Source organism: Plantactinospora sp. CNZ320, from assembly GCF_002846275.1.
Genome location: NZ_PJMP01000001.1, coordinates 4,073,327 through 4,095,218, shown reverse-complemented (window position 1 = coordinate 4,095,218; position 21,892 = coordinate 4,073,327). Strand labels below are relative to the sequence as shown.

27 protein-coding genes are annotated in these 21,892 nt (G+C 71.3%); 26 read left to right on the top strand and 1 reads right to left on the bottom strand.

Translation table 11 applies throughout. The features are described from left to right. The 21 genes from rplX (at position 1) to truA (ending at position 12,791) form a co-directional block, all read left to right on the top strand. On the top strand, positions 1-315 hold the full coding sequence (rplX, locus tag CLT71_RS18020; RefSeq protein ID WP_101368136.1) for a 50S ribosomal protein L24: 315 nt from the start codon (positions 1-3) through the stop codon (positions 313-315). Then, complete coding sequence (rplE, locus tag CLT71_RS18015; protein ID WP_101368135.1) at positions 312-881, top strand: 50S ribosomal protein L5; 570 nt, start codon at positions 312-314, stop codon at positions 879-881. The genes rplX and rplE overlap by 4 nt, the downstream gene beginning before the upstream one ends. Positions 882-922: 41 nt before the next feature. Further along, entirely contained in the window at positions 923-1,108 is a 186-nt protein-coding gene (locus CLT71_RS18010) for a type Z 30S ribosomal protein S14 (protein WP_007073023.1), read from the top strand. Positions 1,109-1,262: 154 nt separating this feature from the next. After that, positions 1,263-1,670, top strand: coding sequence for a 30S ribosomal protein S8 (rpsH, locus tag CLT71_RS18005; RefSeq protein WP_018784557.1), 408 nt, complete (start codon positions 1,263-1,265; stop codon positions 1,668-1,670). 16 nt (positions 1,671-1,686) lie between these two features. Continuing rightward, a complete protein-coding gene (gene rplF, locus CLT71_RS18000) occupies positions 1,687-2,229 on the top strand; it encodes a 50S ribosomal protein L6 (protein ID WP_101368134.1) in 543 nt (180 codons plus the stop codon). Then, positions 2,226-2,615 carry a 50S ribosomal protein L18 gene (rplR, locus tag CLT71_RS17995; RefSeq protein ID WP_101368133.1) on the top strand — a complete coding sequence of 130 codons (390 nt, stop codon included), beginning with the start codon at positions 2,226-2,228 and terminating at the stop codon, positions 2,613-2,615. The genes rplF and rplR overlap by 4 nt, the downstream gene beginning before the upstream one ends. Before the next feature lie 68 nt (positions 2,616-2,683). After that, a complete protein-coding gene (gene rpsE, locus CLT71_RS17990) occupies positions 2,684-3,298 on the top strand; it encodes a 30S ribosomal protein S5 (RefSeq protein WP_101368132.1) in 615 nt (204 codons plus the stop codon). Continuing rightward, complete coding sequence (gene rpmD / locus CLT71_RS17985) at positions 3,298-3,480, top strand: 50S ribosomal protein L30 (RefSeq protein ID WP_013735939.1); 183 nt, start codon at positions 3,298-3,300, stop codon at positions 3,478-3,480. The genes rpsE and rpmD overlap by 1 nt, the downstream gene beginning before the upstream one ends. Further along, a complete protein-coding gene (gene rplO / locus CLT71_RS17980; RefSeq protein ID WP_101368131.1) occupies positions 3,480-3,923 on the top strand; it encodes a 50S ribosomal protein L15 in 444 nt (147 codons plus the stop codon). The genes rpmD and rplO overlap by 1 nt, the downstream gene beginning before the upstream one ends. Before the next feature lie 235 nt (positions 3,924-4,158). Next, the gene (secY, locus tag CLT71_RS17975; protein ID WP_101368130.1) at positions 4,159-5,490 is read left to right on the top strand and encodes a preprotein translocase subunit SecY; all 1,332 of its coding nucleotides are present in this window, start codon (positions 4,159-4,161) and stop codon (positions 5,488-5,490) included. After that, the gene (locus CLT71_RS17970) at positions 5,491-6,144 is read left to right on the top strand and encodes an adenylate kinase (protein WP_101368129.1); all 654 of its coding nucleotides are present in this window, start codon (positions 5,491-5,493) and stop codon (positions 6,142-6,144) included. A gap of 10 nt (positions 6,145-6,154) precedes the next feature. Beyond that, positions 6,155-7,006: a type I methionyl aminopeptidase gene (map, locus tag CLT71_RS17965; RefSeq protein WP_101368128.1), complete on the top strand. Its 852-nt coding sequence runs from the start codon at positions 6,155-6,157 to the stop codon at positions 7,004-7,006. 165 nt (positions 7,007-7,171) lie between these two features. After that, on the top strand, positions 7,172-7,756 hold the full coding sequence (locus CLT71_RS17960) for a DUF1707 SHOCT-like domain-containing protein (protein WP_486483323.1): 585 nt from the start codon (positions 7,172-7,174) through the stop codon (positions 7,754-7,756). A 214-nt stretch (positions 7,757-7,970) separates the two neighbouring features. After that, complete coding sequence (gene infA / locus CLT71_RS17955; protein WP_007073013.1) at positions 7,971-8,192, top strand: translation initiation factor IF-1; 222 nt, start codon at positions 7,971-7,973, stop codon at positions 8,190-8,192. A 127-nt stretch (positions 8,193-8,319) separates the two neighbouring features. Next, on the top strand, positions 8,320-8,433 hold the full coding sequence (gene rpmJ / locus CLT71_RS17950; protein ID WP_012184307.1) for a 50S ribosomal protein L36: 114 nt from the start codon (positions 8,320-8,322) through the stop codon (positions 8,431-8,433). A gap of 219 nt (positions 8,434-8,652) precedes the next feature. Continuing rightward, entirely contained in the window at positions 8,653-9,033 is a 381-nt protein-coding gene (rpsM, locus tag CLT71_RS17945; protein ID WP_101368126.1) for a 30S ribosomal protein S13, read from the top strand. Positions 9,034-9,050: 17 nt separating this feature from the next. Continuing rightward, positions 9,051-9,458 carry a 30S ribosomal protein S11 gene (gene rpsK, locus CLT71_RS17940; RefSeq protein ID WP_030329919.1) on the top strand — a complete coding sequence of 136 codons (408 nt, stop codon included), beginning with the start codon at positions 9,051-9,053 and terminating at the stop codon, positions 9,456-9,458. Between the two features lie 16 nt (positions 9,459-9,474). Beyond that, a complete protein-coding gene (gene rpsD, locus CLT71_RS17935) occupies positions 9,475-10,101 on the top strand; it encodes a 30S ribosomal protein S4 (protein WP_101368125.1) in 627 nt (208 codons plus the stop codon). 115 nt (positions 10,102-10,216) lie between these two features. Continuing rightward, a complete protein-coding gene (locus tag CLT71_RS17930; RefSeq protein ID WP_101368124.1) occupies positions 10,217-11,239 on the top strand; it encodes a DNA-directed RNA polymerase subunit alpha in 1,023 nt (340 codons plus the stop codon). A gap of 68 nt (positions 11,240-11,307) precedes the next feature. Continuing rightward, positions 11,308-11,871 carry a 50S ribosomal protein L17 gene (rplQ, locus tag CLT71_RS17925; protein ID WP_101368123.1) on the top strand — a complete coding sequence of 188 codons (564 nt, stop codon included), beginning with the start codon at positions 11,308-11,310 and terminating at the stop codon, positions 11,869-11,871. A gap of 86 nt (positions 11,872-11,957) precedes the next feature. Beyond that, positions 11,958-12,791, top strand: a complete 834-nt coding sequence (gene truA / locus CLT71_RS17920) for a tRNA pseudouridine(38-40) synthase TruA (RefSeq protein WP_486483322.1) — start codon at positions 11,958-11,960, stop codon at positions 12,789-12,791. Between the two features lie 67 nt (positions 12,792-12,858). Here truA and CLT71_RS17915 read toward each other — a convergent pair whose 3' ends face one another. Next, on the bottom strand, positions 12,859-13,788 hold the full coding sequence (locus tag CLT71_RS17915; RefSeq protein WP_143743501.1) for a hypothetical protein: 930 nt from the start codon (positions 13,786-13,788) through the stop codon (positions 12,859-12,861). Between the two features lie 2,177 nt (positions 13,789-15,965). On the opposite strand from CLT71_RS17915, the gene CLT71_RS17910 reads away from it, so the two are divergent. The 5 genes from CLT71_RS17910 to CLT71_RS17890 all read left to right on the top strand — a co-directional run bounded on the left by CLT71_RS17910 (position 15,966) and on the right by CLT71_RS17890 (position 21,870). Continuing rightward, positions 15,966-16,571 (top strand): methyltransferase, encoded by a 606-nt coding sequence (locus CLT71_RS17910; RefSeq protein WP_101371553.1) that lies wholly within the window; start codon positions 15,966-15,968, stop codon positions 16,569-16,571. 104 nt (positions 16,572-16,675) lie between these two features. Next, a complete protein-coding gene (locus tag CLT71_RS17905; RefSeq protein WP_101368120.1) occupies positions 16,676-18,355 on the top strand; it encodes an ATP-binding cassette domain-containing protein in 1,680 nt (559 codons plus the stop codon). 132 nt (positions 18,356-18,487) lie between these two features. Next, on the top strand, positions 18,488-19,597 hold the full coding sequence (locus tag CLT71_RS17900; RefSeq protein WP_158242252.1) for a lysylphosphatidylglycerol synthase domain-containing protein: 1,110 nt from the start codon (positions 18,488-18,490) through the stop codon (positions 19,595-19,597). 45 nt (positions 19,598-19,642) lie between these two features. Continuing rightward, the gene (locus tag CLT71_RS17895) at positions 19,643-21,028 is read left to right on the top strand and encodes a glycosyltransferase (protein ID WP_199187627.1); all 1,386 of its coding nucleotides are present in this window, start codon (positions 19,643-19,645) and stop codon (positions 21,026-21,028) included. Then, the gene (locus CLT71_RS17890; RefSeq protein ID WP_101368118.1) at positions 21,025-21,870 is read left to right on the top strand and encodes a class I SAM-dependent methyltransferase; all 846 of its coding nucleotides are present in this window, start codon (positions 21,025-21,027) and stop codon (positions 21,868-21,870) included. Before CLT71_RS17895 ends, CLT71_RS17890 begins: the two co-directional genes overlap by 4 nt. The last annotated feature ends 22 nt before the right edge of the window (positions 21,871-21,892 follow it).

Below are 21,892 nucleotides of genomic sequence, written 5' to 3'. Positions count from 1 at the left end.
GTGAAGGTCAAGAAGGGCGACACGGTCATCGTCATCGCCGGCAAGGACAAGGGTGCCAAGGGCAAGGTCATCGCGGCCTACCCGCGGCAGGACAAGGTCCTGGTCGAGGGCGTGAACCGGGTCAAGAAGCACACCCGCATCCGCACCACCCAGCGCGGTGCGAAGACCGGCGGCATCGTCACCCAGGAGGCCGCGATCCACGTCTCGAACGTGATGGTCGTGGACTCCGACGGCAACCCGACGCGGGTCGGGTACCGGATCGACGAGGGCGGCCAGAAGGTCCGTATCGCGCGTAGCACCGGTAAGGACCTGTGATGACGGCAACCGAGACCAAGACGCTGCCCCGGCTCAAGCAGCGGTACCGCGAAGAGATCGTGGGGCAGCTCCGCGAGCAGTTCCAGTACGGCAACCCGATGCAGGTGCCCGGCCTGGTCAAGATCGTCGTCAACATGGGTGTCGGCGAGGCGGCCCGGGACGCGAAGCTGATCGACGGCGCCGTACGCGACCTGGCCACCATTTCCGGTCAGAAGCCGCAGGTCCGCCGGGCCCGCAAGTCCATCGCGCAGTTCAAGCTCCGCGAGGGCATGCCGATCGGCGCCAAGGTGACCCTGCGCGGCGACCGGATGTGGGAGTTCCTGGACCGGCTGCTCTCCATCGCGCTGCCCCGGATCCGGGACTTCCGTGGTCTGGACGGGCGCAAGCTCGACGGCAACGGCAACTACACGTTCGGCCTGACCGAGCAGTCGGTGTTCCACGAGATCGACCAGGACCGGATCGACCGCGTACGGGGCATGGACATCACGGTGGTGACCACCGCGAAGACCGACGACGAGGGCCGGGCGCTGCTCAAGCTCCTCGGCTTCCCGTTCAAGGAGGGCTGAGCAGCCGTGACGGATCGAAACAAGGAGAACTGAGGACTGATATGGCGAAGAAGGCGCTGATCCTCAAGGCCGCCGCGAAGCCGAAGTTCTCGGTTCGCGCGTACACCCGCTGCCAGCGTTGCGGGCGGCCGAAGGCGGTCTACCGCAAGTTCGGCCTCTGCCGGGTCTGCATCCGGGAGATGGCCCACCGCGGTGAGCTGCCCGGCGTGTCGAAGGCTTCCTGGTGACACTGCGCCCCATCCGTGGGTGGCGGAGCGAGGACCGCGACGCCACCCGCTTTGGGCCCAGCCACGTCCCGACCGATATCCGGGGCGAGGATCGCAACGCCGTAGGCCCGGGCCAGTGCCCCGGGAACCCCGGCGAGAAAGGCTGACGAGATCCATGACGATGACCGACCCGATCGCAGACATGCTGACGCGTCTGCGCAACGCCAACCAGGCGTACCACGACCGGGTGACGATGCCCTACTCGAAGATCAAGGCGAACATCGCCGAGGTCCTCAAGTCCGAGGGCTACATCGCGACCTGGTCGGTCGAGGAGCCCGAGGAGGGCGCCGTCGGCAAGCGACTGGTCGTCGAGCTGAAGTACGGCCAGAACCGGGAGCGGAGCCTGGCCGGCATCAAGCGCGTGTCCAAGCCCGGCCTCCGGGTGTACGCCAAGTCGGACGGGCTCCCCCGGGTGCTCGGTGGACTGGGCGTGGCGATCATCTCGACGTCCCAGGGGCTGCTGACCGACCGGCAGGCCCGCAAGCGGAGCGTTGGCGGGGAAGTCCTCGCCTTCGTCTGGTAACGGGAGACAGAGAAAAATGTCGCGTATTGGACGTAAGTCGATCCCGGTGCCGTCCGGCGTCGAGGTGACCATCGACGGTTCGACCGTCAAGGTCAAGGGGCCGAAGGGCGAGCTGTCGCACACCCTGGCCGAGCCGATCACGGCGGAGCGGGGCGAGGACGGCGCGCTGCACGTCACCCGGCCGAACGACGAGCGCAAGGCCAAGGAACTGCACGGCCTGAGCCGCACCCTGGTGGCGAACATGATCGTCGGGGTGACCGAGGGCTACCGCAAGACCCTGGAGATCGCCGGTACCGGTTACCGGGTCACCGCCAAGGGCAGCGACCTCGAGTTCGCGCTCGGGTTCTCGCACCCGGTGCAGGTGAAGGCCCCGGCCGGGATCACCTTCACCGTCGAGCGGCCCACCCTGTTCCACGTGGCCGGCATCGACAAGCAGCAGGTCGGCGAGGTTGCCGCCAACATCCGGAAGATCCGTCCGCCGGAGCCGTACAAGGGCAAGGGCGTCAAGTACCAGGGCGAAGTGATTCGTCGCAAGGCCGGAAAGGCAGGTAAGAAGTGACCGCCACACTGCTCAAGCGCCGCCGCGGGGTCGCCGCCAAGCGCGCCGTCGGGCGGGCGCGTCGGCACTTCCGGGTCCGCAAGACCGTCGTCGGCACCGCCGATCGGCCGCGTCTGGTGGTCACCCGCTCGCTGCGGCACATCACCGCGCAGATCGTGGACGACGGCCGGGGCCACACGCTGGTCTACGCCTCGACCATGGACGACTCGATCCGGGGGACCGAGGGCGACAAGAGCGCCCTGGCCGGCAAGGTCGGCGCGCTCGTCGCCGAGCGGGCCAAGGCCGCCGGGATCTCCAAGGTCGTCTTCGACCGCGGTGGCAACCAGTACGCGGGGCGGATCGCCGCACTGGCCGATGCGGCCCGCGAAGCCGGGCTCGAGTTCTGACGGCGTTTGATGCGCAATCAGACGAGGATCGTAACTAACCCCGTCACGAGAAGAGAGGAAAGCTGCTGATGCCAGGTCAACAGCGCCGTGGCGGCGGGTCCGGTGGCAACGAGGGTGGTCGCCGCGACAACCGCCGTGAGGGCGGTCGCGGAAACGCGCCCGCCGAGAAGACGCCGCACCTTGAGCGGGTCGTCGCCATCAACCGGGTTGCCAAGGTCGTGAAGGGCGGTCGTCGCTTCAGCTTCACCGCCCTGGTGATCGTTGGCGACGGTGACGGCACGGTCGGTGTGGGCTACGGAAAGGCCAAGGAGGTGCCCGCGGCGATCGCCAAGGGCGTCGAGGAGGCCAAGAAGCACTTCTTCAAGGTGCCTCGGATCGGTGCCTCGATCCCGCACCCGGTGACGGGTGAGGACGCCGCCGGTGTGGTGCTGCTCAAGCCGGCTAGCGCCGGTACGGGTGTCATCGCCGGTGGTCCGGTCCGGGCCGTACTGGAGTGCGCGGGCATCCACGACGTGCTCTCCAAGAGCCTCGGCTCGTCCAACCCGATCAACATCGTGCACGCCACGGTGGCGGCCCTGAAGGGGCTGGAGTCGCCGGAGGCGGTCGCGAAGCGTCGGGGTCTGCCGGTCGAGGACGTCGCCCCGGCCGCCATGCTGGCGGCCCAGGCGGGGGTGACGGCCTGATGGCACGCCTGAAGGTGACCCAGGTCCGGTCCGGCATCGGGACCAAGCACAACCAGCGCGAGTCGCTGCGGTCGCTTGGTCTCAAGCGGATCAACGACGTGGTGGTCAAGGAGGACCGCCCCGAGATTCGGGGCATGATCTTCACCGTGAGCCACCTCGTGAAGGTCGAGGAGGTCGAGTAATGACGATCAAGGTCCACCACCTGCGCCCGGCCCCCGGAGCCAAGACCGAGAAGACCCGGGTGGGTCGCGGTGAGGGTTCGAAGGGGAAGACCGCCGGTCGCGGTACCAAGGGTTCCAAGGCCCGGAAGAACATCTCGGCGGCGTTCGAGGGCGGGCAGATGCCCATCCACATGCGGCTGCCGAAGCTGAAGGGCTTCAAGAACAAGTTCAAGGTCGTGTTCCAGGTGGTCAACCTGGACCGGCTCGCCGAGCTGTTCCCGGAGGGCGGCCAGGTCGGTCCGCAGGAGCTGGTCCAGGCCGGCGCCGTCCGCAAGGGCCAGCCGGTGAAGGTTCTCGGTACCGGGGAGCTGGGCGGGGTCGCCCTCCAGGTGTCGGCGCACGCGTTCAGTGCGTCGGCCAAGGAGAAGATCACCGCTGCCGGCGGCTCGGTGACGGAACTGTAGGACGTCGTGGTCGAGGCGCTCGCCCAGTTGATGGCAACTGGCGGGCGCCACGACCTACTAGGGGTCCATCGATCCCGTTAACATCGGAAGCGGTGAATGCTTCCCGGGTGGATCTGCCCGGAAGCGCGCCGGACTGTTAGAGTCCGATCCCAGCTATGGGTATCGGGTCGATCGCCCGACAACCACCCCGTCCCGCCATGAACCACCGGCGGCCGCCTCGCGCAGGAGGAAGAAGTTGCTCTCCGCCTTTCTCAGTGCGTTCCGCACGCCTGACCTGCGCAAGAAGCTGCTGTTCACAGTAGCCATCATCGCGGTCTACCGGCTCGGCGCGACGCTGCCCAGCCCGGGTGTCTCCTACGGCAACGTGCAGAAGTGCATCCAGACCATGGAGTCGGGTGAGGGCAACGGTGTCTTCAACCTGCTCAACCTCTTCTCCGGTGGCGCGCTGCTGTCGCTGTCGGTCTTCGCGCTGGGCATCATGCCCTACATCACCGCCTCGATCATCCTGCAGCTGCTCACCGTGGTCATCCCGCGGTTGGAGCAGCTCCGCAAGGAGGGCCAGGCCGGTCAGGCGAAGATCACGCAGTACACCCGCTACCTGACCCTCGGCCTGGGCGTCCTGCAGGCCTCGGCGTTCGTGGCGCTGGCCCGGTCCGGCCAGCTCTTCAACGGGATGTGCCAGGAGTTCCCGATCATCCCGGAGGGCACCGGCCTGCCGAACTGGCTGACCGTGACGGTCCTGGTGATCACGATGACCGCCGGCACCGGCGTGGTGATGTGGCTCGGCGAGCTGATCACCGACCGGGGCGTCGGCAACGGCATGTCCGTGCTGATCTTCACCTCGATCGCCGCCCGGCTGCCCAGCGAGGGCTGGACCATCAAGAACAACAAGGGCTGGGGGATGTTCGGCCTGGTTCTGGTCCTGGTCCTGGTGGTCATCACCGCTGTCGTCTTCATCGAGCAGGCCCAGCGCCGCATCCCGGTGCAGTACGCCAAGCGCATGATCGGCCGGCGGATGTACGGCGGCACCTCCACCTACATCCCGCTGAAGGTGAACCAGGCGGGTGTGATCCCGGTCATCTTCGCGTCGTCACTGCTCTACCTGCCGTCGCTGCTGCTCCAGTTCTTCGACCAGAACAACCTGAACAACTGGCAGACCTGGGTGCAGAACCACCTCGTGCAGCCGGACAGCCCGACGTACATCAGCGTCTACTTCCTGCTGATCATCTTCTTCACGTACTTCTACGTCTCGATCACGTTCAACCCGACCGAGGTCGCGGACAACATGAAGAAGTACGGCGGGTTCGTCCCGGGCATCCGGCCGGGCAAGCCGACCGCCGACTACCTGGACTTCATCCTGAGTCGGATCACCCTCCCCGGTGCGCTCTACCTGGGCCTGATCTCGATCCTGCCGAACTTCTTCTTCATCTGGCTCGACAGCCAGCAGTACCAGAACTTCCCGTTCGGCGGCGTCGCGGTGCTGATCATGGTCGGTGTCGGACTCGAGACCGTGAAGCAGATCGAGAGCCAGCTCATGCAGCGGAACTACGAAGGGTTCCTGCGGTAGATGCGACTCGTTCTGGTCGGTCCCCCCGGGGCGGGCAAGGGGACCCAGGCCGAGTTCATCGCCGCCCACCTCGCCGTGCCCAAGATCTCGACAGGCGACATCTTCCGGGCCAACGTGTCGCAGGGCACCCCACTCGGTGTCGAGGCGAAGCGCTACATGGACGCCGGCAAGCTGGTGCCCGACGAGGTGACGATCAACATGGTCCGGGACCGGCTCGCCCGCCCGGACGCGGCCGAGGGATTCCTGCTCGACGGATTCCCTCGGACCACCCCGCAGGCCGCGGCGCTGGACAAGCTGCTGGCTGACCTCGGCACCGCCCTCGACCTGGTAATGGAACTGGTCGTCGACGACGACGAGGTGATCCGGCGGCTCTCCGGCCGGCGTACCTGCCGGGGCTGTGAGAAGGTCTGGCACATCGAGTTCGACGCCCCCTCGGTGGCGGGCATCTGCGACAGGTGCGGCGGCGAGCTGTTCCAGCGGGACGACGACAAGGCGGAGACGATCGCCGAGCGACTGCGCGAGTACGCCAGCAAGACCGCACCGTTGATCGACTACTACGGCGCGCAGGGCAAGCTCGTCGGCATCGACGCCACCGGGCCGGTGGAGGACGTCACCGTCCGGGCTATCGACGCCCTGCGGTCGTACGGCGGATAGGCTGGGCACCATGCGCCGACCCCAGCTGGACATCCAGCTGAAGACCCCGGAGCAGATCGAGCTGATGCGGGCCGCCGGGCTCGTCGTCGCGTCGGCCCTCGAACGGATGCGCGCGGCGGTGGCTCCCGGCGTCTCCACCGCCGACCTCGACGCGATAGCCGAGTCGGTGATCCGGGAGGCCGGCGGCATCCCGTCGTTCAAGGGCTACCACGGCTATCCGGCGTCGATCTGCTCCTCGGTGAACGAGCAGATCGTGCACGCCATCCCGGCGCCGACCCAGGTGCTCAGGGACGGCGACCTGATCTCGATCGACTGCGGGGCCGTCCTCGACGGCTGGCACGGCGACGCCGCGATCACGGTCGGGGTCGGCGAGGTCCGTCCGGAGTTGCTCCGGATGGCCGAGGCCGCCGAGGACGCGATGTGGGCGGGAATCCGCGCCGCGGCGCGCGGCATGCTCAGCGGTCGTGGCCGACTGACCGACATCTCGTACGCGGTGGAGCGGGCGGTCCGGGCCGCCGGCCGGTACGGCATCGTCGAGGGGTACGGCGGGCACGGCATCGGCACCGAGATGCACCAGGACCCGCACGTGCTCAACCACGGCCGCCCCGGGCGTGGTCCCCGGCTGGTGCCTGGGATGGCGCTGGCGATCGAGCCGATGGTGACCCTGGGTTCGCCCCGGACGGTGGAGCTGGACGACGGCTGGACGGTGATCAGCCGTGACGGGTCGATCGCGGCCCACGTCGAGCACACGATGGCGCTGCTGGACGACGGCGTCTGGGTGCTGACCGCACCGGACGGCGGTCGGTCCCGACTCGGTGACCTGGTCACCGCCCGGGAACCGGCCACCTCCTCTCCCGGCTGACGGCCGCCTCCTCTCCCGGCTGACGACCGCCTCCGACCGCTGCGCCAGCACCGGCTCGGGCTGCTGCGCCGGTCTTCCGCGCCGGCTGCCGGGTCGAGCAGCGCGAGGCGTGCGCGCCGACAACCGGGCTGGGCGGGCTGGACCCGCGGTGGCATCCTCGTAGTCATGGAGCGGCGGGACCAGATGCGTGCGGCGGACTCCGATCGTGCCGCCGTGGCCGACCAGCTTCTACGGGCCCTGAACGAGGGGCGCCTCGACCTGGCCGAGTACGACGACCGGCTCCAGCGGGCGTACGCCGCCAAGACGTACGGCGACCTCGACGGGCTCCTCACCGACCTGCCGGGTACGGTCCCCGTCGAGCAGGCACAGTTGGTGCCGACCGACCCGAAGGCTCCGGTGTTCCGCCCCGGACCCGACGGCCGTTATCCGGGCGCCACCCGAGCCTGGCTGGCCGACACCTGGGACGGCTACCTTGGCCTGGTCGGCGTGGTGGTCGCGATCTGGGCGGTCACCTCGGTACTGGCCGGCGACCTCCTCTACTTCTGGCCGGGTTGGGTGGCCGGTCCGTTGGGCGCGGTGCTGTTGGCCGGTACCGTCAGCGGGCTGGCGAAGGGGGAGCCGCAGCGCTGGGCCGCCAAGCAGGCGGCGAAGCAGGCCGCGAGGGAGCGGGCGAAGATCGAGAAGCGGGCCCGGATCGAGGGGCGGAAACGCCGCCGGGACGAGCAGGCCGACCAGGGGGAACCCGCCTGATATAGTCGCGTTCGTCCGATCCGACGGCCCGGGAGTCCCCGGGTTGGCGCTGGCGTGCGGGCGCGCGTACACTGGCTGATCGGCGCACAGCGTCCACTCCGGCATGCCCACCCGCGCTTCGGTGGGGCCGGAGCCGCGGCTGGCTCGGATGTTCTCCATCCGGGAAAGGCGTTGTGAGCCGTCCGGAGTAACCGACGTCAGGACAGCGGAGGACATGCCGAAAAAAGACGGAGCCATCGAGATCGAGGGTCGAGTGATCGAGCCACTCCCGAACGCCATGTTCCGGGTGGAACTCGCCAACGGCCACAAGGTGCTGGCTCACATCAGCGGCAAGATGCGGCAGCACTACATCCGCATCCTGCCCGAGGACCGGGTCGTCGTCGAACTTTCGCCGTACGACCTGACCCGAGGGCGCATCGTCTACCGCTACAAGTGAACGTCGCCGGGCCGATCGCCGGTCCGGAGCACGTGCACTGTCTGACGACGGCCGGGTGTCCGTGTCCGTCCTCAAGACTCGACGGCGTCAGCGCGCTGCCGGGCACAGATGGGAAAGTAAGGCAACCGTGAAGGTCAAGCCGAGCGTCAAGAGGATCTGCAACAAGTGCCGGGTGATCCGCCGGCACGGCCGGGTCATGGTCATCTGCACCGACCCGCGCCACAAGCAGCGTCAGGGCTGATCCGCGGCTGCCGCCGGTGAGTGCCGGTGGTAGCGACGGTGGGTCCGACCGCAGATCCCGTACAACAACACAAGCTCGTCCCAGCCGCGAGCGCGAGATCGCCGAGCGAGAACGCAGTCGTGGCCTACCCCCGGTCGGAGGCCGGGGCCCGCAGGTCAGGGCAGGCGGGGTGGGGCGGGTACAGACCTCCGTGAAGAAATCCGAGGAGTACGCCCACACATGGCACGGCTAGCCGGCGTCGATCTTCCCCGCGAGAAGCGGCTGGAGATCGCGCTCACCTACATTTTCGGGGTCGGTCGGACCCGGGCGATCGAGACGCTCGCCGCCACCGGCATCTCCCCCGACAAGCGCGCCAAGGACCTCACGGACGAGGAGCTGGTCCAGCTCCGGAACCACATCGAGGCCAACTACAAGGTAGAGGGCGACCTGCGCCGCGAGGTCGCCGCTGACATCCGCCGCAAGGTCGAGATCGGCTGCTACGCGGGCATCCGGCACCGCCGGGGTCTGCCCGTCCGTGGGCAGCGGACCCGTACCAACGCCCGGACCCGGAAGGGCCCGAAGCGGACCGTCGCCGGCAAGAAGAAGCCCGGCAAGAAGTAATAGGAGCGCACAAACTTATGCCACCGAAGGCTCGCGCCGGGGCCGCCGTCAAGAAGGTCCGGCGCAAGGAACGCAAGAACGTCGCCCACGGGCAGGCGCATATCAAGAGCACGTTCAACAACACCATCGTCTCCATCACGGACCCGACCGGTGCCGTCATCTCCTGGGCCTCCGCCGGCCAGGTGGGCTTCAAGGGTTCCCGCAAGTCGACTCCGTTCGCCGCGCAGCTCGCCGCCGAGGCCGCCGCGCGCCGGGCCATGGAGCACGGCATGCGCAAGGTCGACGTGTTCGTCAAGGGCCCCGGCTCCGGCCGGGAGACCGCCATCCGTTCGCTGCAGGCCGTCGGCCTGGAGGTCGGCCAGATCGCCGACGTCACACCGCAGCCGCACAACGGGTGCCGTCCGCCGAAGCGTCGTCGGGTCTGAGAGGTAGACGAAGAACATGGCTCGTTACACCGGTGCCGACTGCCGCCGTTGCCGTCGGGAGAAGATGAAGCTGTTCCTCAAGGGCAGCAAGTGCGATGGCCCGAAGTGCCCGTTCGAGTCCCGGCCGTTCCCGCCCGGGCAGCACGGCCGGGGTCGCACCAAGGAGACGGAGTACCTGCTCCAGCTCCGTGAGAAGCAGAAGGCCCGCCGGGTCTACGGCGTGCTGGAGAAGCAGTTCCGGGGGTACTACGAGGAGGCCGTCGCCAAGAAGGGCAAGACCGGCGAGATCCTCCTGCAGATCCTCGAGTCGCGGCTCGACAACGTGATCTACCGGGCCGGCCTGGCGAAGTCGCGTGACCACGCGCGGCAGCTCGTCAAGCACGGTCACCTGACGGTGAACGGCCGCAAGGTCGACATCCCGTCGTACCGGGTGAAGGAGCACGACATCGTCGAGGTCCGGGCCAAGTCCAAGGAGCTGACGCCGTTCATCGTGGCGCAGGCCGAGGCCGGCTCGAAGACGGTGCCGGCCTGGCTGGAGGCGATCCCCAGCCAGATGAAGGTGCTGATCCACTCGCTTCCGGCCCGGGGCGTCATCGACACCCAGGTCCAGGAGCAGCTGATCGTCGAGCTCTACTCGAAGTAACGGTTCCTGGCGTTCCCGCGCCGGCACCCGGCCTCGCCGCCGGGAGCCGGCGCGGAGCGCCGGAGAAGAAGTTTGGGCATCAAATAGCGGGTGCCCCGAACGAAAAGGAAACAGCATGCTCATCACCCAGCGGCCGACCCTCACCGAGGAGTCGATCAGCGAGACCCGCTCCCGGTTCACCATCGAACCGCTCGAGCCGGGTTTCGGGTACACCCTGGGCAACTCGCTCCGGCGGACCCTGCTCTCCTCCATTCCGGGCGCGGCGGTCACCTCGATCAAGGTCGACGGTGTGCTGCACGAGTTCACCACCATCCCCGGGGTCAAGGAGGACGTGGTCGAGCTCGTCATGAACGTGAAGGAGCTCTGCGTCAGCTCCGACCACGACGAGCCGGTCAGCATGTACCTGCGCAAGCAGGGCCCCGGCGACGTCACCGCCGGTGACATCCAGCCCCCGGCCGGTGTCTCCGTGCACAACGCCGATCTCAAGCTCGCCACCCTGAACGGCAAGGGCCGGCTCGACATGGAGCTGACCGTCGAGCGGGGTCGCGGCTACGTCACCGCCGCGCAGAACAAGCAGGCCGGCGCCGAGATCGGCCGCATCCCGGTCGACTCGATCTACTCGCCGGTGCTGAAGGTGACGTACCGCGTCGAGGCGACCCGGGTCGAGCAGCGTACCGACTTCGACCGGCTGATCATCGACGTCGAGACCAAGGCCTCGATCGGGCCGCGTACCGCGCTCGCCTCGGCCGGCTCCACCCTGGTCGAGCTCTTCGGGCTGGCCCGGGAGCTGGACGAGAGCGCCGAGGGCATCGACATCGGCCCGTCGCCGCAGGACGCGCAGCTCGCCGCCGACCTGGCGCTGCCGATCGAGGAGCTGGACCTCACCGTCCGGTCATACAACTGCCTCAAGCGCGAGGGCATCAACACGGTTGGCGAGCTCATCGGGCGTACCGAGGCCGATCTGCTCGACATCCGCAACTTCGGGCAGAAGTCGATCGACGAGGTCAAGATGAAGCTCGCCGGCATGGGGCTGGGGCTGAAGGACTCGGCGCCCAACTTCGACCCGGCGCACGTCGTCGACTCCTTCGGCGAGGCCGACTACGACACCGACGACTACCGCGAGACCGAGCAGCTTTAGTCCGGGGCTAGCCGGAGATCCGGCCACCCACTGGAGATCCGGCCACCCACTATTGAGGAGCACCAAGAATGCCCACGCCCACCAAGGGCCCCCGCCTCGGCGGTAGCCCCGCGCACGAGCGGATGATCCTGGCCAACCTGGCCACCGCGCTGTTCCAGCACGGCCGCATCACCACCACCCAGACCAAGGCCAAGCGACTCCGCCCGCTCGCGGAGCAGCTGATCACCAAGGCCAAGCGGGGCGACCTGGCGTCCCGGCGGCGGGTGCTGACCGTCGTACGGGACAAGGACGTGGTCTTCGCCCTGTTCGACCAGATCGCTCCCCGGTTCGCCAACCGCCCCGGTGGCTACACCCGGATCGTGAAGACCGTCCCGCGCAAGGGCGACAACGCGCCGATGGCCATCATCGAGCTGGTCGAGGAACTGGTCGAGGCTCCGGCGGCACCGGCGAAGAAGACCGCCGCCCGCAAGGCGGCGCAGCAGGACAAGGTCGAGGCGCTCGCCCCGGACGAGGAGACCCCGCGTTCCTCGTCGCAGGACCGGGACGGTGACCAGGACGCCGAGGCGCCGGAGTCGCGCTCCGGCGACACCGACGCGGCCCGCGAGGACAGCGACGAGGCCGACAACAAGTAACACCGATGCACGACGCCGGGCCCGGCACCCCCTGCGGGGTGCCGGGCTGTGGCATATCCGGAGCGGGTGGTTGGGTGGAGCACGAGGTGGATGAGGAACGCACCCGGGTACGCCTGGACGTCGCCTACGACGGCGGCGACTTCTCCGGCTGGGCCGTGCAGCCCGGTCGGCGTACCGTCGCCGGGGTGCTGGTCGAGGCGCTGACCAGGCTCGTCGGGGCGGATCGGGTAAGTGGGCTGACCGTGGCGGGACGGACCGACGCCGGGGTGCACGCCACCGGGCAGGTCTGCCATCTCGACCTGCCGAGCGCGGTGTGGCGGCAGTCGGCGGAGACGCTGCTGCGCCGGCTCGCCGCGGTGTTGCCGCCCGACGTCCGGGTCCGCGCCGTCACCGAGGTACCCGCCGAGTTCGACGCCCGGTTCTCGGCAACCTTCCGCCGCTACGAGTACCGGGTCACCGACGCCCCGTACGGCGCCGAGCCGCTGCGCCGGCACGAGGTGCTCGCCTGGCCCCGCCCGCTCGACCTGACGGCACTGAACCAGGCCGCCGCCGGGCTGGTCGGCGAGCACGACTTCGCGGCGTACTGCCGGCGCAAGGAGCACGCCACGACGGTACGGGAGCTGACCAGACTGGACTGGCGGCGCGACCCGGACGGTCTGCTGGTGGCCACGGTGCAGGCCGACGCGTTCTGCCAGTCGATGGTGCGCAGCCTGGTCGGGGCGATGCTGGTGGCCGGGGACGGGCGGCGCCCCGTCGACTGGCCCGGTGGCCTGCTCGGGCGGCGGGAGCGGGCCAGCGAGGTGAGCGTGGTACAGCCGCACGGGTTGACCCTGGTCGAGGTCGGCTACCCGGCCGACCCGGCCGAGTACGCCAGCCGCGCGCTGCGTACCCGTCGACTGCGGCTCACCGCCTCGGCCTGAACACCGGCTGGCGAGCCCGGTGGTGCCCGTGCGGCCGGCCCAGGGCTCAGCCGGATCCGGCCAGGGCTCAGTCGGATCCGGCGGGACTCGTCGGGGCGCCGGACGGGGCGAGAATGCGCTGGTCGAGCACCTTGCCGCGCAGGTACACCTCGATCATGTCGGAGAGGATCTGCCGGGCGAAGAGGTCCTGGTCACCGATGGTCTTGCCGTCGCTCTTGGCGACGACGCAGTAGATCAGGAAGTGGCCGCGGACGTGCCAGCCGGCCTGGGCCGAGGCGGCGGTGACGGCCTCGGTGCCGCGTCCGGCGGCGAGGCCAAGGAAACGCCCCTTCCGCCCGTCCACGATCGGCTTGATCTTCTCGCGTGCCGAGGTCGCCCCGGCCTCGTCGGCCAGGTTGACGATGCCGGCGGTCGCGACGTACAGGCCGGTGGGGGAGCGTACGGTGCCGCGCACGAACTGGCTGCACCCGGCGTCGGCCAGTACGGCCGCGATCTGGCCGTCGGCGACGAGATCGCACTCCTCCGACTGCTGGGTCTTGAGCAGTTCGTACGCCGACTGCTCCTGGTCGACCAGCACCTCCTTGCCGTTCGGGAAGACCTCCTTGACGGTCAGCGGAGCCGGATCGGCACTGCGGGAGCTGATGTCCCGGGGTGCGGCACCGGCACCGGTGCCGTCGGCCGCCCGGGAGTCCCGGCCCACGGGGTCGTCGACCATGAAGAAGTACGAGCTGAGCCCGCAGATACCGAGCAGCAGCAGTACGCCGAGCGAGCCGATGATCAATTGCCAGGTTCGCTTCGAACTGCGCAGCGGTGCGCCGGCATCGCCCGAGGTGGCCCCGATGGTGGCGATGGCGGAGCCGGGGGTCGGGCCGCCCGAGGGCTTGGCCGGGGCGGGGGCGGGTGCTGGGCTCGGGGCGGCTCTGGAGGTGCGCTCCGGTGCGGCCGGCGTACGGGCCGGGGAGACCGGGGAGGCCCCACCCGACGGCCCGGTACGCACACCCTGCCCCGACCGACCGCCGCCCGGCGGGCCGGAGCGCGGCCCGGCGGGTGAGCCCGGAGTCCGGTCGTGCGGCGTTGCGCCTGGCGGGCCGGAGCGAGGACCCGGTGTGCCCGGGACCCGGTCGGGTGGTGGCCCGGAGCGTGTTCGTGGCGCGCCGTCCGGTCCGGGACGTGGTCCGGCGGGTGAGCCCGGAGTCCGGTCGTGTGGTGTCGCGCCTGGCGGGCCGGAAGGCGGCCCGACCGGTGAGCCTGGTGCGGCCCCGGCGTTGCGGGGACGGCGCGGGGGAGGTGGACCTGCCGGTGCCGGCCTGCCCTGTTCGGGGCTGGGCCGGAGCACACCGTCCGCGCCCGGGCCGGCCGGTCGCGGCGACCCCGGCGGCGCACCCCCGGACGAGGGACCGGGCCGGGGGGAGCCACGGGTGCCGGCCCGGCCGGCGGGGGGAGGCTCGGAGCTGGCGGGGCGACCTGGCCGGCGTACCCCCGGATTGTCGTCCCCGGGCGGCGCGGCACGGTCCAGCGGCGGGCGGGCCGGGCCCCGGTCACCGTGGCGCTCTGCCGGGCCGCCACCGGGCCGGTCGGCGGGGCCGCGCCGGCCACCGGGCGGACCGCCGGGATCGGGAAGGCCGGGATCGGGGAGGCCGGGCCGCAGCGGGTCCCGGTCGGCCGAGGGGGTGCGCCGCTGTCGCGGTACCGGTGCGGATCGTGGCCCGGCGGCTGGCGGCTCTCCGGGACCCGGCCGGTAGGCGCCGGCCGGACCGGCAGCGGGATCCGGCTGGCCGCGACGTCGACCGCCGGGGGCAGGATCATGCGAATCGAAGCCCGCTGGTGCGGCCGATCCCGGCCTGGTGCGGGCCGACCCGAACGGCTCCGCGCCAGGCGAGACCGGTCCGCCGCGTGGCGAGCGGAACGGTTCGGCGTCGGTCGGGGCCGGTCCGCTGTGCGGCGACCGGATCGGTCCGGCGTCGGTCGGGGTCGGTCCGCCGCGTGGCGGCCGGAACGGTTCGGCGCTGGACGGAACCGGCCCGCCCGGGGCACCGCGACCGCGGGTCCGGGCGGGGCGGGCGCCCGGCGCGGCATCGGCGCCGGGCCGGGGGTCGGCGGGTGGCCGGGTGCCGGGGAGCCGATCGCCGGGCATCATCCGGTCGCGTGGCCCGGCCCGGTCGCCGGTGACCGGCCGACCGCTGCCCGGCGCCGGTCGGCCGCCGGGAGGTCCGTCCTCGGGAGCGGCCAGGTGGCGTCCGCCACCGGCAGGGCGTGCCGGGTGGGCCGGGCCGCCGGGAGGCAGCCGATCCTGGGAGCCGGTGGGAGGCAAACGTTCCTGGGAGCCGGCGGGGGACAGCCGATCCTGGGAACGGTTCGGGGCCAGCCGGTCGCGGGACCGGCCGCCGGGGATTCCGCCGGGCAGGTCGGGAACCGGCCTACCCGGCGGTGGGTAGCCGGCGCCCGGTTCGAACCCGTCGGGTCCGGCGGCGTCGTGCCGGCCACGACGCGACCGGCCGGAGGAGGGCCCGGAACGTTCCGGGCCGTCCAGTGTGGGGCCGGGAGACGGCTCCGGGTACCGGCCGGCCGGGCCGTCGCCATACCGACCCGCTGGGGGATCCGGGTATCGGCCGGCAGTCGTGTCCGGGTAGCGGCCGGCGGGGGTCTGCGGGTGTCGGCCGGCCGGCGCATCGGCATGCCGGCCGGCGGGTTCCTCGGGGTGCCGGACCGGCCCGTCCTGGTATCGGCCCGGGGTGTCGCCGGGACGACCCGGGGGCACCGCCGACCGACCTGGACGGTCGGCTGGTCCTTCCGGCCCGTCGACCGTCCAGCCGCGCGAGGAGCCGGGCCCCGGGGGCTCGGCAGTGGACGGACCGAAGCGGGACGCCGCCGGCAACCCGTCCGACCGGTCCGCGGAGCGGCGTCGCCCCGCCCTTCCCGGCGGCGGACCATCCGTCGGATCCGGCTCGATCGAGGGTTCATCGGCGGGATCTCGTCGAGACCGTGGCGGCCCACCGCCCGGTCCAGGACCACGCCTATAAGCCATGTCGCACAGGGTAACGGAAATGCGGATCGGCGCGCCGCCGCAGCGGAGGCGCAGTTGGTGAGAGAGTGGTCATTTGCCCGGAAGCCGGGCAGGGCCCGGAGTACGGCCACCTGCCCGGCGCACTCTCGCGGTAGGCGACAATGCGTGGCGTGACCGGCGACCACTATTTCAGCACCGAGCCCGTGACCAGCGCCGACCGGCGCACGGTGGCATTCTCCGTCGAGGGGTACGACTACTCGCTGACCTCCTCGGCAGGGGTCTTCTCCGCTGACCGGCTCGATTCGGGCACCGCCGTACTGCTGCGCAAGGCCGAGCTGCCCGACGCCCAGACAAGTGGAGCACTGCTCGACCTGGGCTGCGGGTACGGGCCGATCACCTGCGTACTCGCCACCAGGGCGGGTGCGGCGACGGTATGGGCGGTCGACGTCAACGCCCGTGCCCGGGAGCTGACCGGCCAGAACGCGCAGCGGCTCGGCCTCGCCGACCGGGTACGCGTCGCGGCACCGGACGAGGTGCCCGACGACGTCACGTTCGCGCAACTGTGGTCGAACCCGCCGATCCGGGTCGGCAAGGAGGAACTGCACGGCATGCTGCGGCGCTGGCTGCCCAGGTTGGCACCGGACGGCGTGGCCTGGCTGGTGGTGGCCCGGCATCTCGGCGGCGACTCGCTCCAGCGCTGGCTCGTCGAGGCCGGCTGGCGGGTCGAGCGTCACGCCAGTCAGAAGGGTTACCGGGTACTCCGGGTCACCCGCTGACCGCCACGCAGCCCTCCGGGGGCGAGCGCGCTGTAGAGCGGAGGCGCTGTCAACCGGCCGAAACCCGGTGTCGGCGGAGTCGGTGCCTGAGGCAGTATGCCGACGTGGGTTACGTGGACGTCGCCGGAGTCGGGCACATCCTGCCGGATGGCCGCGAACTGTTCGCCGATGTCTCCTTCCGAGTCGGCGAGGGCGCCAAGGTCGCCCTGGTCGGGCCGAACGGCGCCGGCAAGACCACCCTGCTGAAAATGGTGGCCGGGGATCTGCCCACCCGGACCGGAACCATCGCCCGTTCCGGCGGGCTGGGCGTGATGCGCCAGTTCATCGGCATGATCGGCGACGAGTCGACGCTGCACGACCTCGTACTCTCGCTCTCGCCACCGCTGCTGCGCACGGCCGGCGAGCGGCTGGCGGCGGCCGAGGCGGCGCTGCACGCCGCCGAGGTGCACGGCAAGTTCAGCAGCGCCGCCGGCAAGGCCCAACTGGAGTACGCGGAGGCGCTGGCCGAATGGGGCGAGTCCGGCGGCTACGACGCCGAGGTGCTCTTCGACACCGTCTCCACGATCGTGCTGGAGCTGCCCTGGGAGAAGACCCGGGACCGGCCGGTACGCACCCTCTCCGGCGGGCAGCAGAAGCGGTTCGCCCTGGAGTTGCTGCTGCGCGGCGTCGACGAGGTACTGCTGCTCGACGAGCCGGACAACTTCCTCGACGTGCCGGGCAAGCGCTGGCTGGAGGGGCGACTGCGGGAGTCGGCGAAGTCCGTGCTCTACGTCTCGCACGATCGGGAACTGCTGGCCCGTACCGCCGACCGGGTGGTCGCGGTGGAGGGCGGCAGCGCCTGGGTGCACCCGGGCGGCTTCGGCAGTTGGCACGAGGCCCGGCTGGCTCGGCACGACCGGCTGGAGGAGCAGCGCCGCCGCTGGGACGAGGAGCACCAGAAGCTGCGTGAGCTGATGCTGATGTACAAGCAGAAGGCGGCGTACAACGACGGGCTGGCCTCGCGGTACCAGGCGGCGCAGACCCGGCTGCGCAAGTTCGAGGAGGCCGGGCCGCCACCCGTACCGCCGAAGGACCAGGACATCCGGATCCGGCTGACCGGCGGGCCTACCGGCAAGCGGGCGATCGTCTGCGAGCAGGTCGAGCTGGACGACCTCACATTCCCGTTCGACCTGGAGGTCTGGTACGGCGACCGGGTGGCCGTGCTCGGTGCCAACGGTACGGGGAAGTCGCACTTCCTCCGCCTGCTCGCCCTGGGCGGGACCGACCCGGATCCGGCGTGCCGCCCGGTCGACGGCGGCCCGACGCTGGCTCCGGTCCGGCACGGCGGGGTGGCTCGACTGGGCGCCCGGGTGCGGCCCGGTCACTTCTCCCAGACCCACGACCGGCCGGAGTTGCTCGACAAGACCCTGGTCGAGGTGCTGTGGCGGGGTGACGACCACCGGGCCGGAATGGACCGGCAGACCGCGATGAAGGCGCTGAACAGGTACGAGTTGGCAGGTCAGGGCGACCAGCGGTTCGGCACGCTCTCCGGTGGACAGCAGGCGCGGTTCCTGGTGCTCCTGCTGGAACTCTCCGGTGCGACCCTGCTGTTGCTGGACGAGCCGACCGACAACCTGGACCTGGCCTCGGCCGAGGCGCTGGAGGCCGGACTGTTGGCGTTCGAGGGGACGGTGCTGGCGGTCACCCACGATCGCTGGTTCGCCCGGTCGTTCGACCGGTTCCTGCTCTTCCGGGGCGACGGTGAGGTGGTCGAGACGCCGGAACCGGTCTGGGACGTGGCCTGAGCCAGCCAGCCGTGAGCCGGCTTCGGTCGGCGCCGCGTCGTCGGGTCGGTTGGTGGCGCGCGGTCGGGTCGGTTGGTGGCGCGCCGCGTGGCTCTCCGGGCTGGTGGCGTTACTCGGAGTATCGTCCCCGCCGTGGTGCCGCGCGGAACCGGCAGGTGGCGCCTGGCGCGCGGAGCCGCCCAGGTCGCGGTGACCGGGGCGCTCCTCGGATTCGTCGGCTGGGCGGTTGCGAGGCGGTGGGACGAGGTGCCGACCGTACTCGGCCAACTCTCCCCGTCGGGGTTGCTGCTGGCCGGACTGGCTGCCGTCGCCAGTGCGCTCTGCGGCTGCCTGGCCTGGCGGGCCATCCTGACGGACTTCGGCGTCGACCTGCCGCTGGGCGGCGCGGCGCGGATATTCTTCGTCGGGCAGTTGGCGAAGTACCTGCCCGGCAAGGTGTGGCCGATCCTCGTCCAGGCCCGGCTCGGACGGGCGTACGGGGTGCCCGGTCGGGCGTCGGCGGTCGCCGCGCTGCTGGCGATGCTCGTCACGCTCGGGACCGGCCTGCTGCTCACCGCAGCCGCCCTGCCGCTGTTGGGCGGGCGGGCCGTCGCGGACTACTGGTGGATCCTGCTGGCCGTACCGCCCGCGCTGCTGGTGCTCTGGCCGCCGCTGGTCAACCGGATCCTCGCCGCGCTGCTCCGGTTGGCCCGCCGGGAGCCGATGCCCCGGCCGCTCTCCCCGCGCGGCATCGGCGGGGCCGTCGGCTGGTCGCTCGCGACCTGGCTCGGCTACGGTACGCACCTCTGGCTGCTCCTCACCGACATCGGTACGGGTGGCGGCCCTGAACTGCTGCTCCGCTCGATCGGCGCCTTCGCCGGGTCGTGGTCGGTCGGATTCCTGCTGGCCGTCGCGCCGGCCGGGGTCGGCCCCCGGGAGGTGGCGTTGCCGCTGCTGCTCGGCCCGAGCGTCGCCGGGCCGGCCGCGCTGGTCGCCACAGTGCTGTCCCGGCTGCTGCTGACCATGGTGGACCTGCTGCTGCCGGCCGTCGCGGTATCGATGCGGTGGTCAGGACGTCGACTCTCCCGCCGGATACCCCGGCAGCCGCCCCCGGCCGGGGCGCCCGTGGACGCCGTGCCGGAGTTGCGTGGGACGGAGCCGCGCGGGACTGAATTGCGCGGGACGGAGCCGCGCGGGACTGAGTTGCGCGGGACTGAATTGCGCGGGACGGAGCCGGTGGACCCGGCGACGCGCCAGACGTGACGACGGAACGTGCCTGGGGGCGTACTCGGCGTTACGCTGCTCCTCGTGCGCTGGCTGGTGTTCGGCAGCTACGACGTACGCCGACATCCCCGGGTCGGCGTACTCGTCGAGGGGCTCCGGGCGGCCGGCGACGAGGTGACCGAGCTGAACGAACCGCTGACAATGGACACCGCCGCCCGGATAGCCGTGCTGAGGCAGCCGTGGCGACTTCCGCTGCTCGCCGGCAAGCTCACCCGTTGCTGGGCCCTGCTCGTGATGCGGGCTCTCCGGCACCGGCAGCGGCACCGGCGTTGCACCGTCACCGGCCCGGTCGACGCCGTACTGGTCGGCTATCTCGGACACTTCGACGTGCACCTGGCCCGGCTGCTGTTCCGGGGTACCCCGATCGTGCTCGACCACCTCGTCTCCGCCGCCGGTACGGCCCGGGACCGTGGACTCGCCGGCGCCCGGGGTACCCGGGTACGGCTGATGCGGGCGATCGACCAAGCCGCGCTGTGCCGGGCCGACGTCGTACTCGTGGACACTGCCGAACATCTCGACACGTTGCCGGCGCCGGCTCGGAACCGGGGAATCGTGGTACCCGTCGGAGCCGGTGCGCGGTGGTTCGCCGCCGGTGCCCGTACCGCCCGGGAACGCTGGCCCGGCGACCCGGCCGGCGGCGGCCGGCGGCGGCTGCGGGTCGTCTTCGTCGGGCTCTTCACCCCGTTGCACGGCACCCGGACCCTGGGCGCCGCGCTCGCCGCGCTCGCCATCGACGACTCGATCGAGGTGAGCGTGGTCGGCACCGGACAGGACCATCCCGCCTGCCGCCTGGCCGCCGCTGACAATCCCCGGGTGACCTGGCACGACTGGATCCCGTCCGGTGAGTTGCCCGCGTTCGTCGCCGGGCACCAGGTGTCACTTGGCATCTTCGGCGAGACGGCGAAGGCCGGCCGGGTGGTACCGACAAAGGTCTTCCAGGGCGCCGCCGCCGGCTGCGCCATCGTCACCTCCGACACCGCACCGCAACGCCGGGCTCTCGGTGACGCCGCCGTGTTCGTACCTGCCGGCGACCCGTCCGCGCTGGCCGGCGCGCTCCGCGACCTGGCCCGGGACCCGGACCGGCTGGCCCGGCTGCGGCGGGCTGCCCGGCGGCGTGCGGTCGAACACTTCTGGCCGGCGACCGTCGTGGCCCCGGTCCGGCACCGGATCGACAGGCGCCTGCGACGGCACGGCGGAACGCCCAAGTCGCCGCCGACGACGGAGGCGGCCGCCCAACCGAAGCCGGCTTCCGCTGCGACCCCGGCCGGTGTTTCGAGCCCGGCGGCGTCTGCTCCGGGTCCGGCGGCGTCCGCTTCGAGCCCGGCGGCGTCTGCTTCGGGTCCGGCGGCGTCTGCTGTGGCGCCGGCTGGTGGGGACCTGGCCGCCGGCCCGGTCTGGTGGGTCGGATGAGCGCGCTGGCGGCCGACCCGCCGCTGCCACCCCGGGCGACCCTGCGCTGGCACGTCGTACGCCGGCTCGTGGCGGAGTGCGAGCCCCGGACCATCCTCGAACTCGGCTGCGGGCTGGGCTCCGTCGGTACCCGGCTGGCCCGGCTGGCCCGTTACACCGCGACCGAACCCGACCCGCGCAGCTTCGAGACCGCGTACGCCCGGATCACCCCGCTGGGCGGGACCGTGCACAACGGGGATCACCGGCAGGTACCGGCAGCCGACGGCTACGACCTGGTCTGCGCGTTCGAGGTACTCGAACACATCGCCGACGACCTGCCGGTGCTGAGCGAGTGGCTGACCCTGGCCAGGCCGGGCGGGCACCTGCTGCTGTCGGTACCCGCCGACCCGGAGCGGTTCGGTCCCTGGGACACCCTGGTCGGGCACTACCGGCGCTACTCCGCCGGGCAACTACGGCAGCGGCTGCTCGACGCCGGTGCCACAGATGTCCGGCTGGTGCACTACGGCTGGCCGCTCGGCTACCTGCTCGACTCCGTACGGGACCGCTGGGCGGGTCGCCACGCCGGGCATCCGGCCGAAGCTGTTGTCGGTCATCCGGCCGCAGCCGGTACCGAGGCTGGTCCCGATCATCCGGCTGTGGTCGGTGCCGATCATCCGGCTGGGGCCGGTGCCGGCCCGGGTGGGACGCCGGAGGAGCGCACCTCGACCTCCGGGCGGATCCTGCAACCGCGTGGAGTCCTGGCCGGCGAGGCGATCCGGCTGGCCGTCTCGCCGTTCGTACTCCTCCAGCGGATGCGCCCGGACCGCGGGCCGGGCCTCGTCGCGCTCGCAACCCGCCGGTAGAAGCCTTGGCCACCTCGGCGGA

Coding starts and splice junctions, on each gene's coding strand:
- rpsD (WP_101368125.1), top strand. CDS start 9,475: ATGGCTCGTTACACCGGTGCCGACTGCCGCCGTTGCCGTCGGGAGAAG.
- rplQ (WP_101368123.1), top strand. CDS start 11,308: ATGCCCACGCCCACCAAGGGCCCCCGCCTCGGCGGTAGCCCCGCGCAC.
- infA (WP_007073013.1), top strand. CDS start 7,971: ATGCCGAAAAAAGACGGAGCCATCGAGATCGAGGGTCGAGTGATCGAG.
- rpmD (WP_013735939.1), top strand. CDS start 3,298: ATGGCACGCCTGAAGGTGACCCAGGTCCGGTCCGGCATCGGGACCAAG.
- CLT71_RS17890 (WP_101368118.1), top strand. CDS start 21,025: ATGAGCGCGCTGGCGGCCGACCCGCCGCTGCCACCCCGGGCGACCCTG.
- CLT71_RS17930 (WP_101368124.1), top strand. CDS start 10,217: ATGCTCATCACCCAGCGGCCGACCCTCACCGAGGAGTCGATCAGCGAG.
- CLT71_RS18010 (WP_007073023.1), top strand. CDS start 923: ATGGCGAAGAAGGCGCTGATCCTCAAGGCCGCCGCGAAGCCGAAGTTC.
- rpsH (WP_018784557.1), top strand. CDS start 1,263: ATGACGATGACCGACCCGATCGCAGACATGCTGACGCGTCTGCGCAAC.
- rpsM (WP_101368126.1), top strand. CDS start 8,653: ATGGCACGGCTAGCCGGCGTCGATCTTCCCCGCGAGAAGCGGCTGGAG.
- CLT71_RS17970 (WP_101368129.1), top strand. CDS start 5,491: ATGCGACTCGTTCTGGTCGGTCCCCCCGGGGCGGGCAAGGGGACCCAG.
- map (WP_101368128.1), top strand. CDS start 6,155: ATGCGCCGACCCCAGCTGGACATCCAGCTGAAGACCCCGGAGCAGATC.
- rplO (WP_101368131.1), top strand. CDS start 3,480: ATGACGATCAAGGTCCACCACCTGCGCCCGGCCCCCGGAGCCAAGACC.
- rplF (WP_101368134.1), top strand. CDS start 1,687: ATGTCGCGTATTGGACGTAAGTCGATCCCGGTGCCGTCCGGCGTCGAG.
- rpsK (WP_030329919.1), top strand. CDS start 9,051: ATGCCACCGAAGGCTCGCGCCGGGGCCGCCGTCAAGAAGGTCCGGCGC.
- rpsE (WP_101368132.1), top strand. CDS start 2,684: ATGCCAGGTCAACAGCGCCGTGGCGGCGGGTCCGGTGGCAACGAGGGT.
- CLT71_RS17960 (WP_486483323.1), top strand. CDS start 7,172: ATGGAGCGGCGGGACCAGATGCGTGCGGCGGACTCCGATCGTGCCGCC.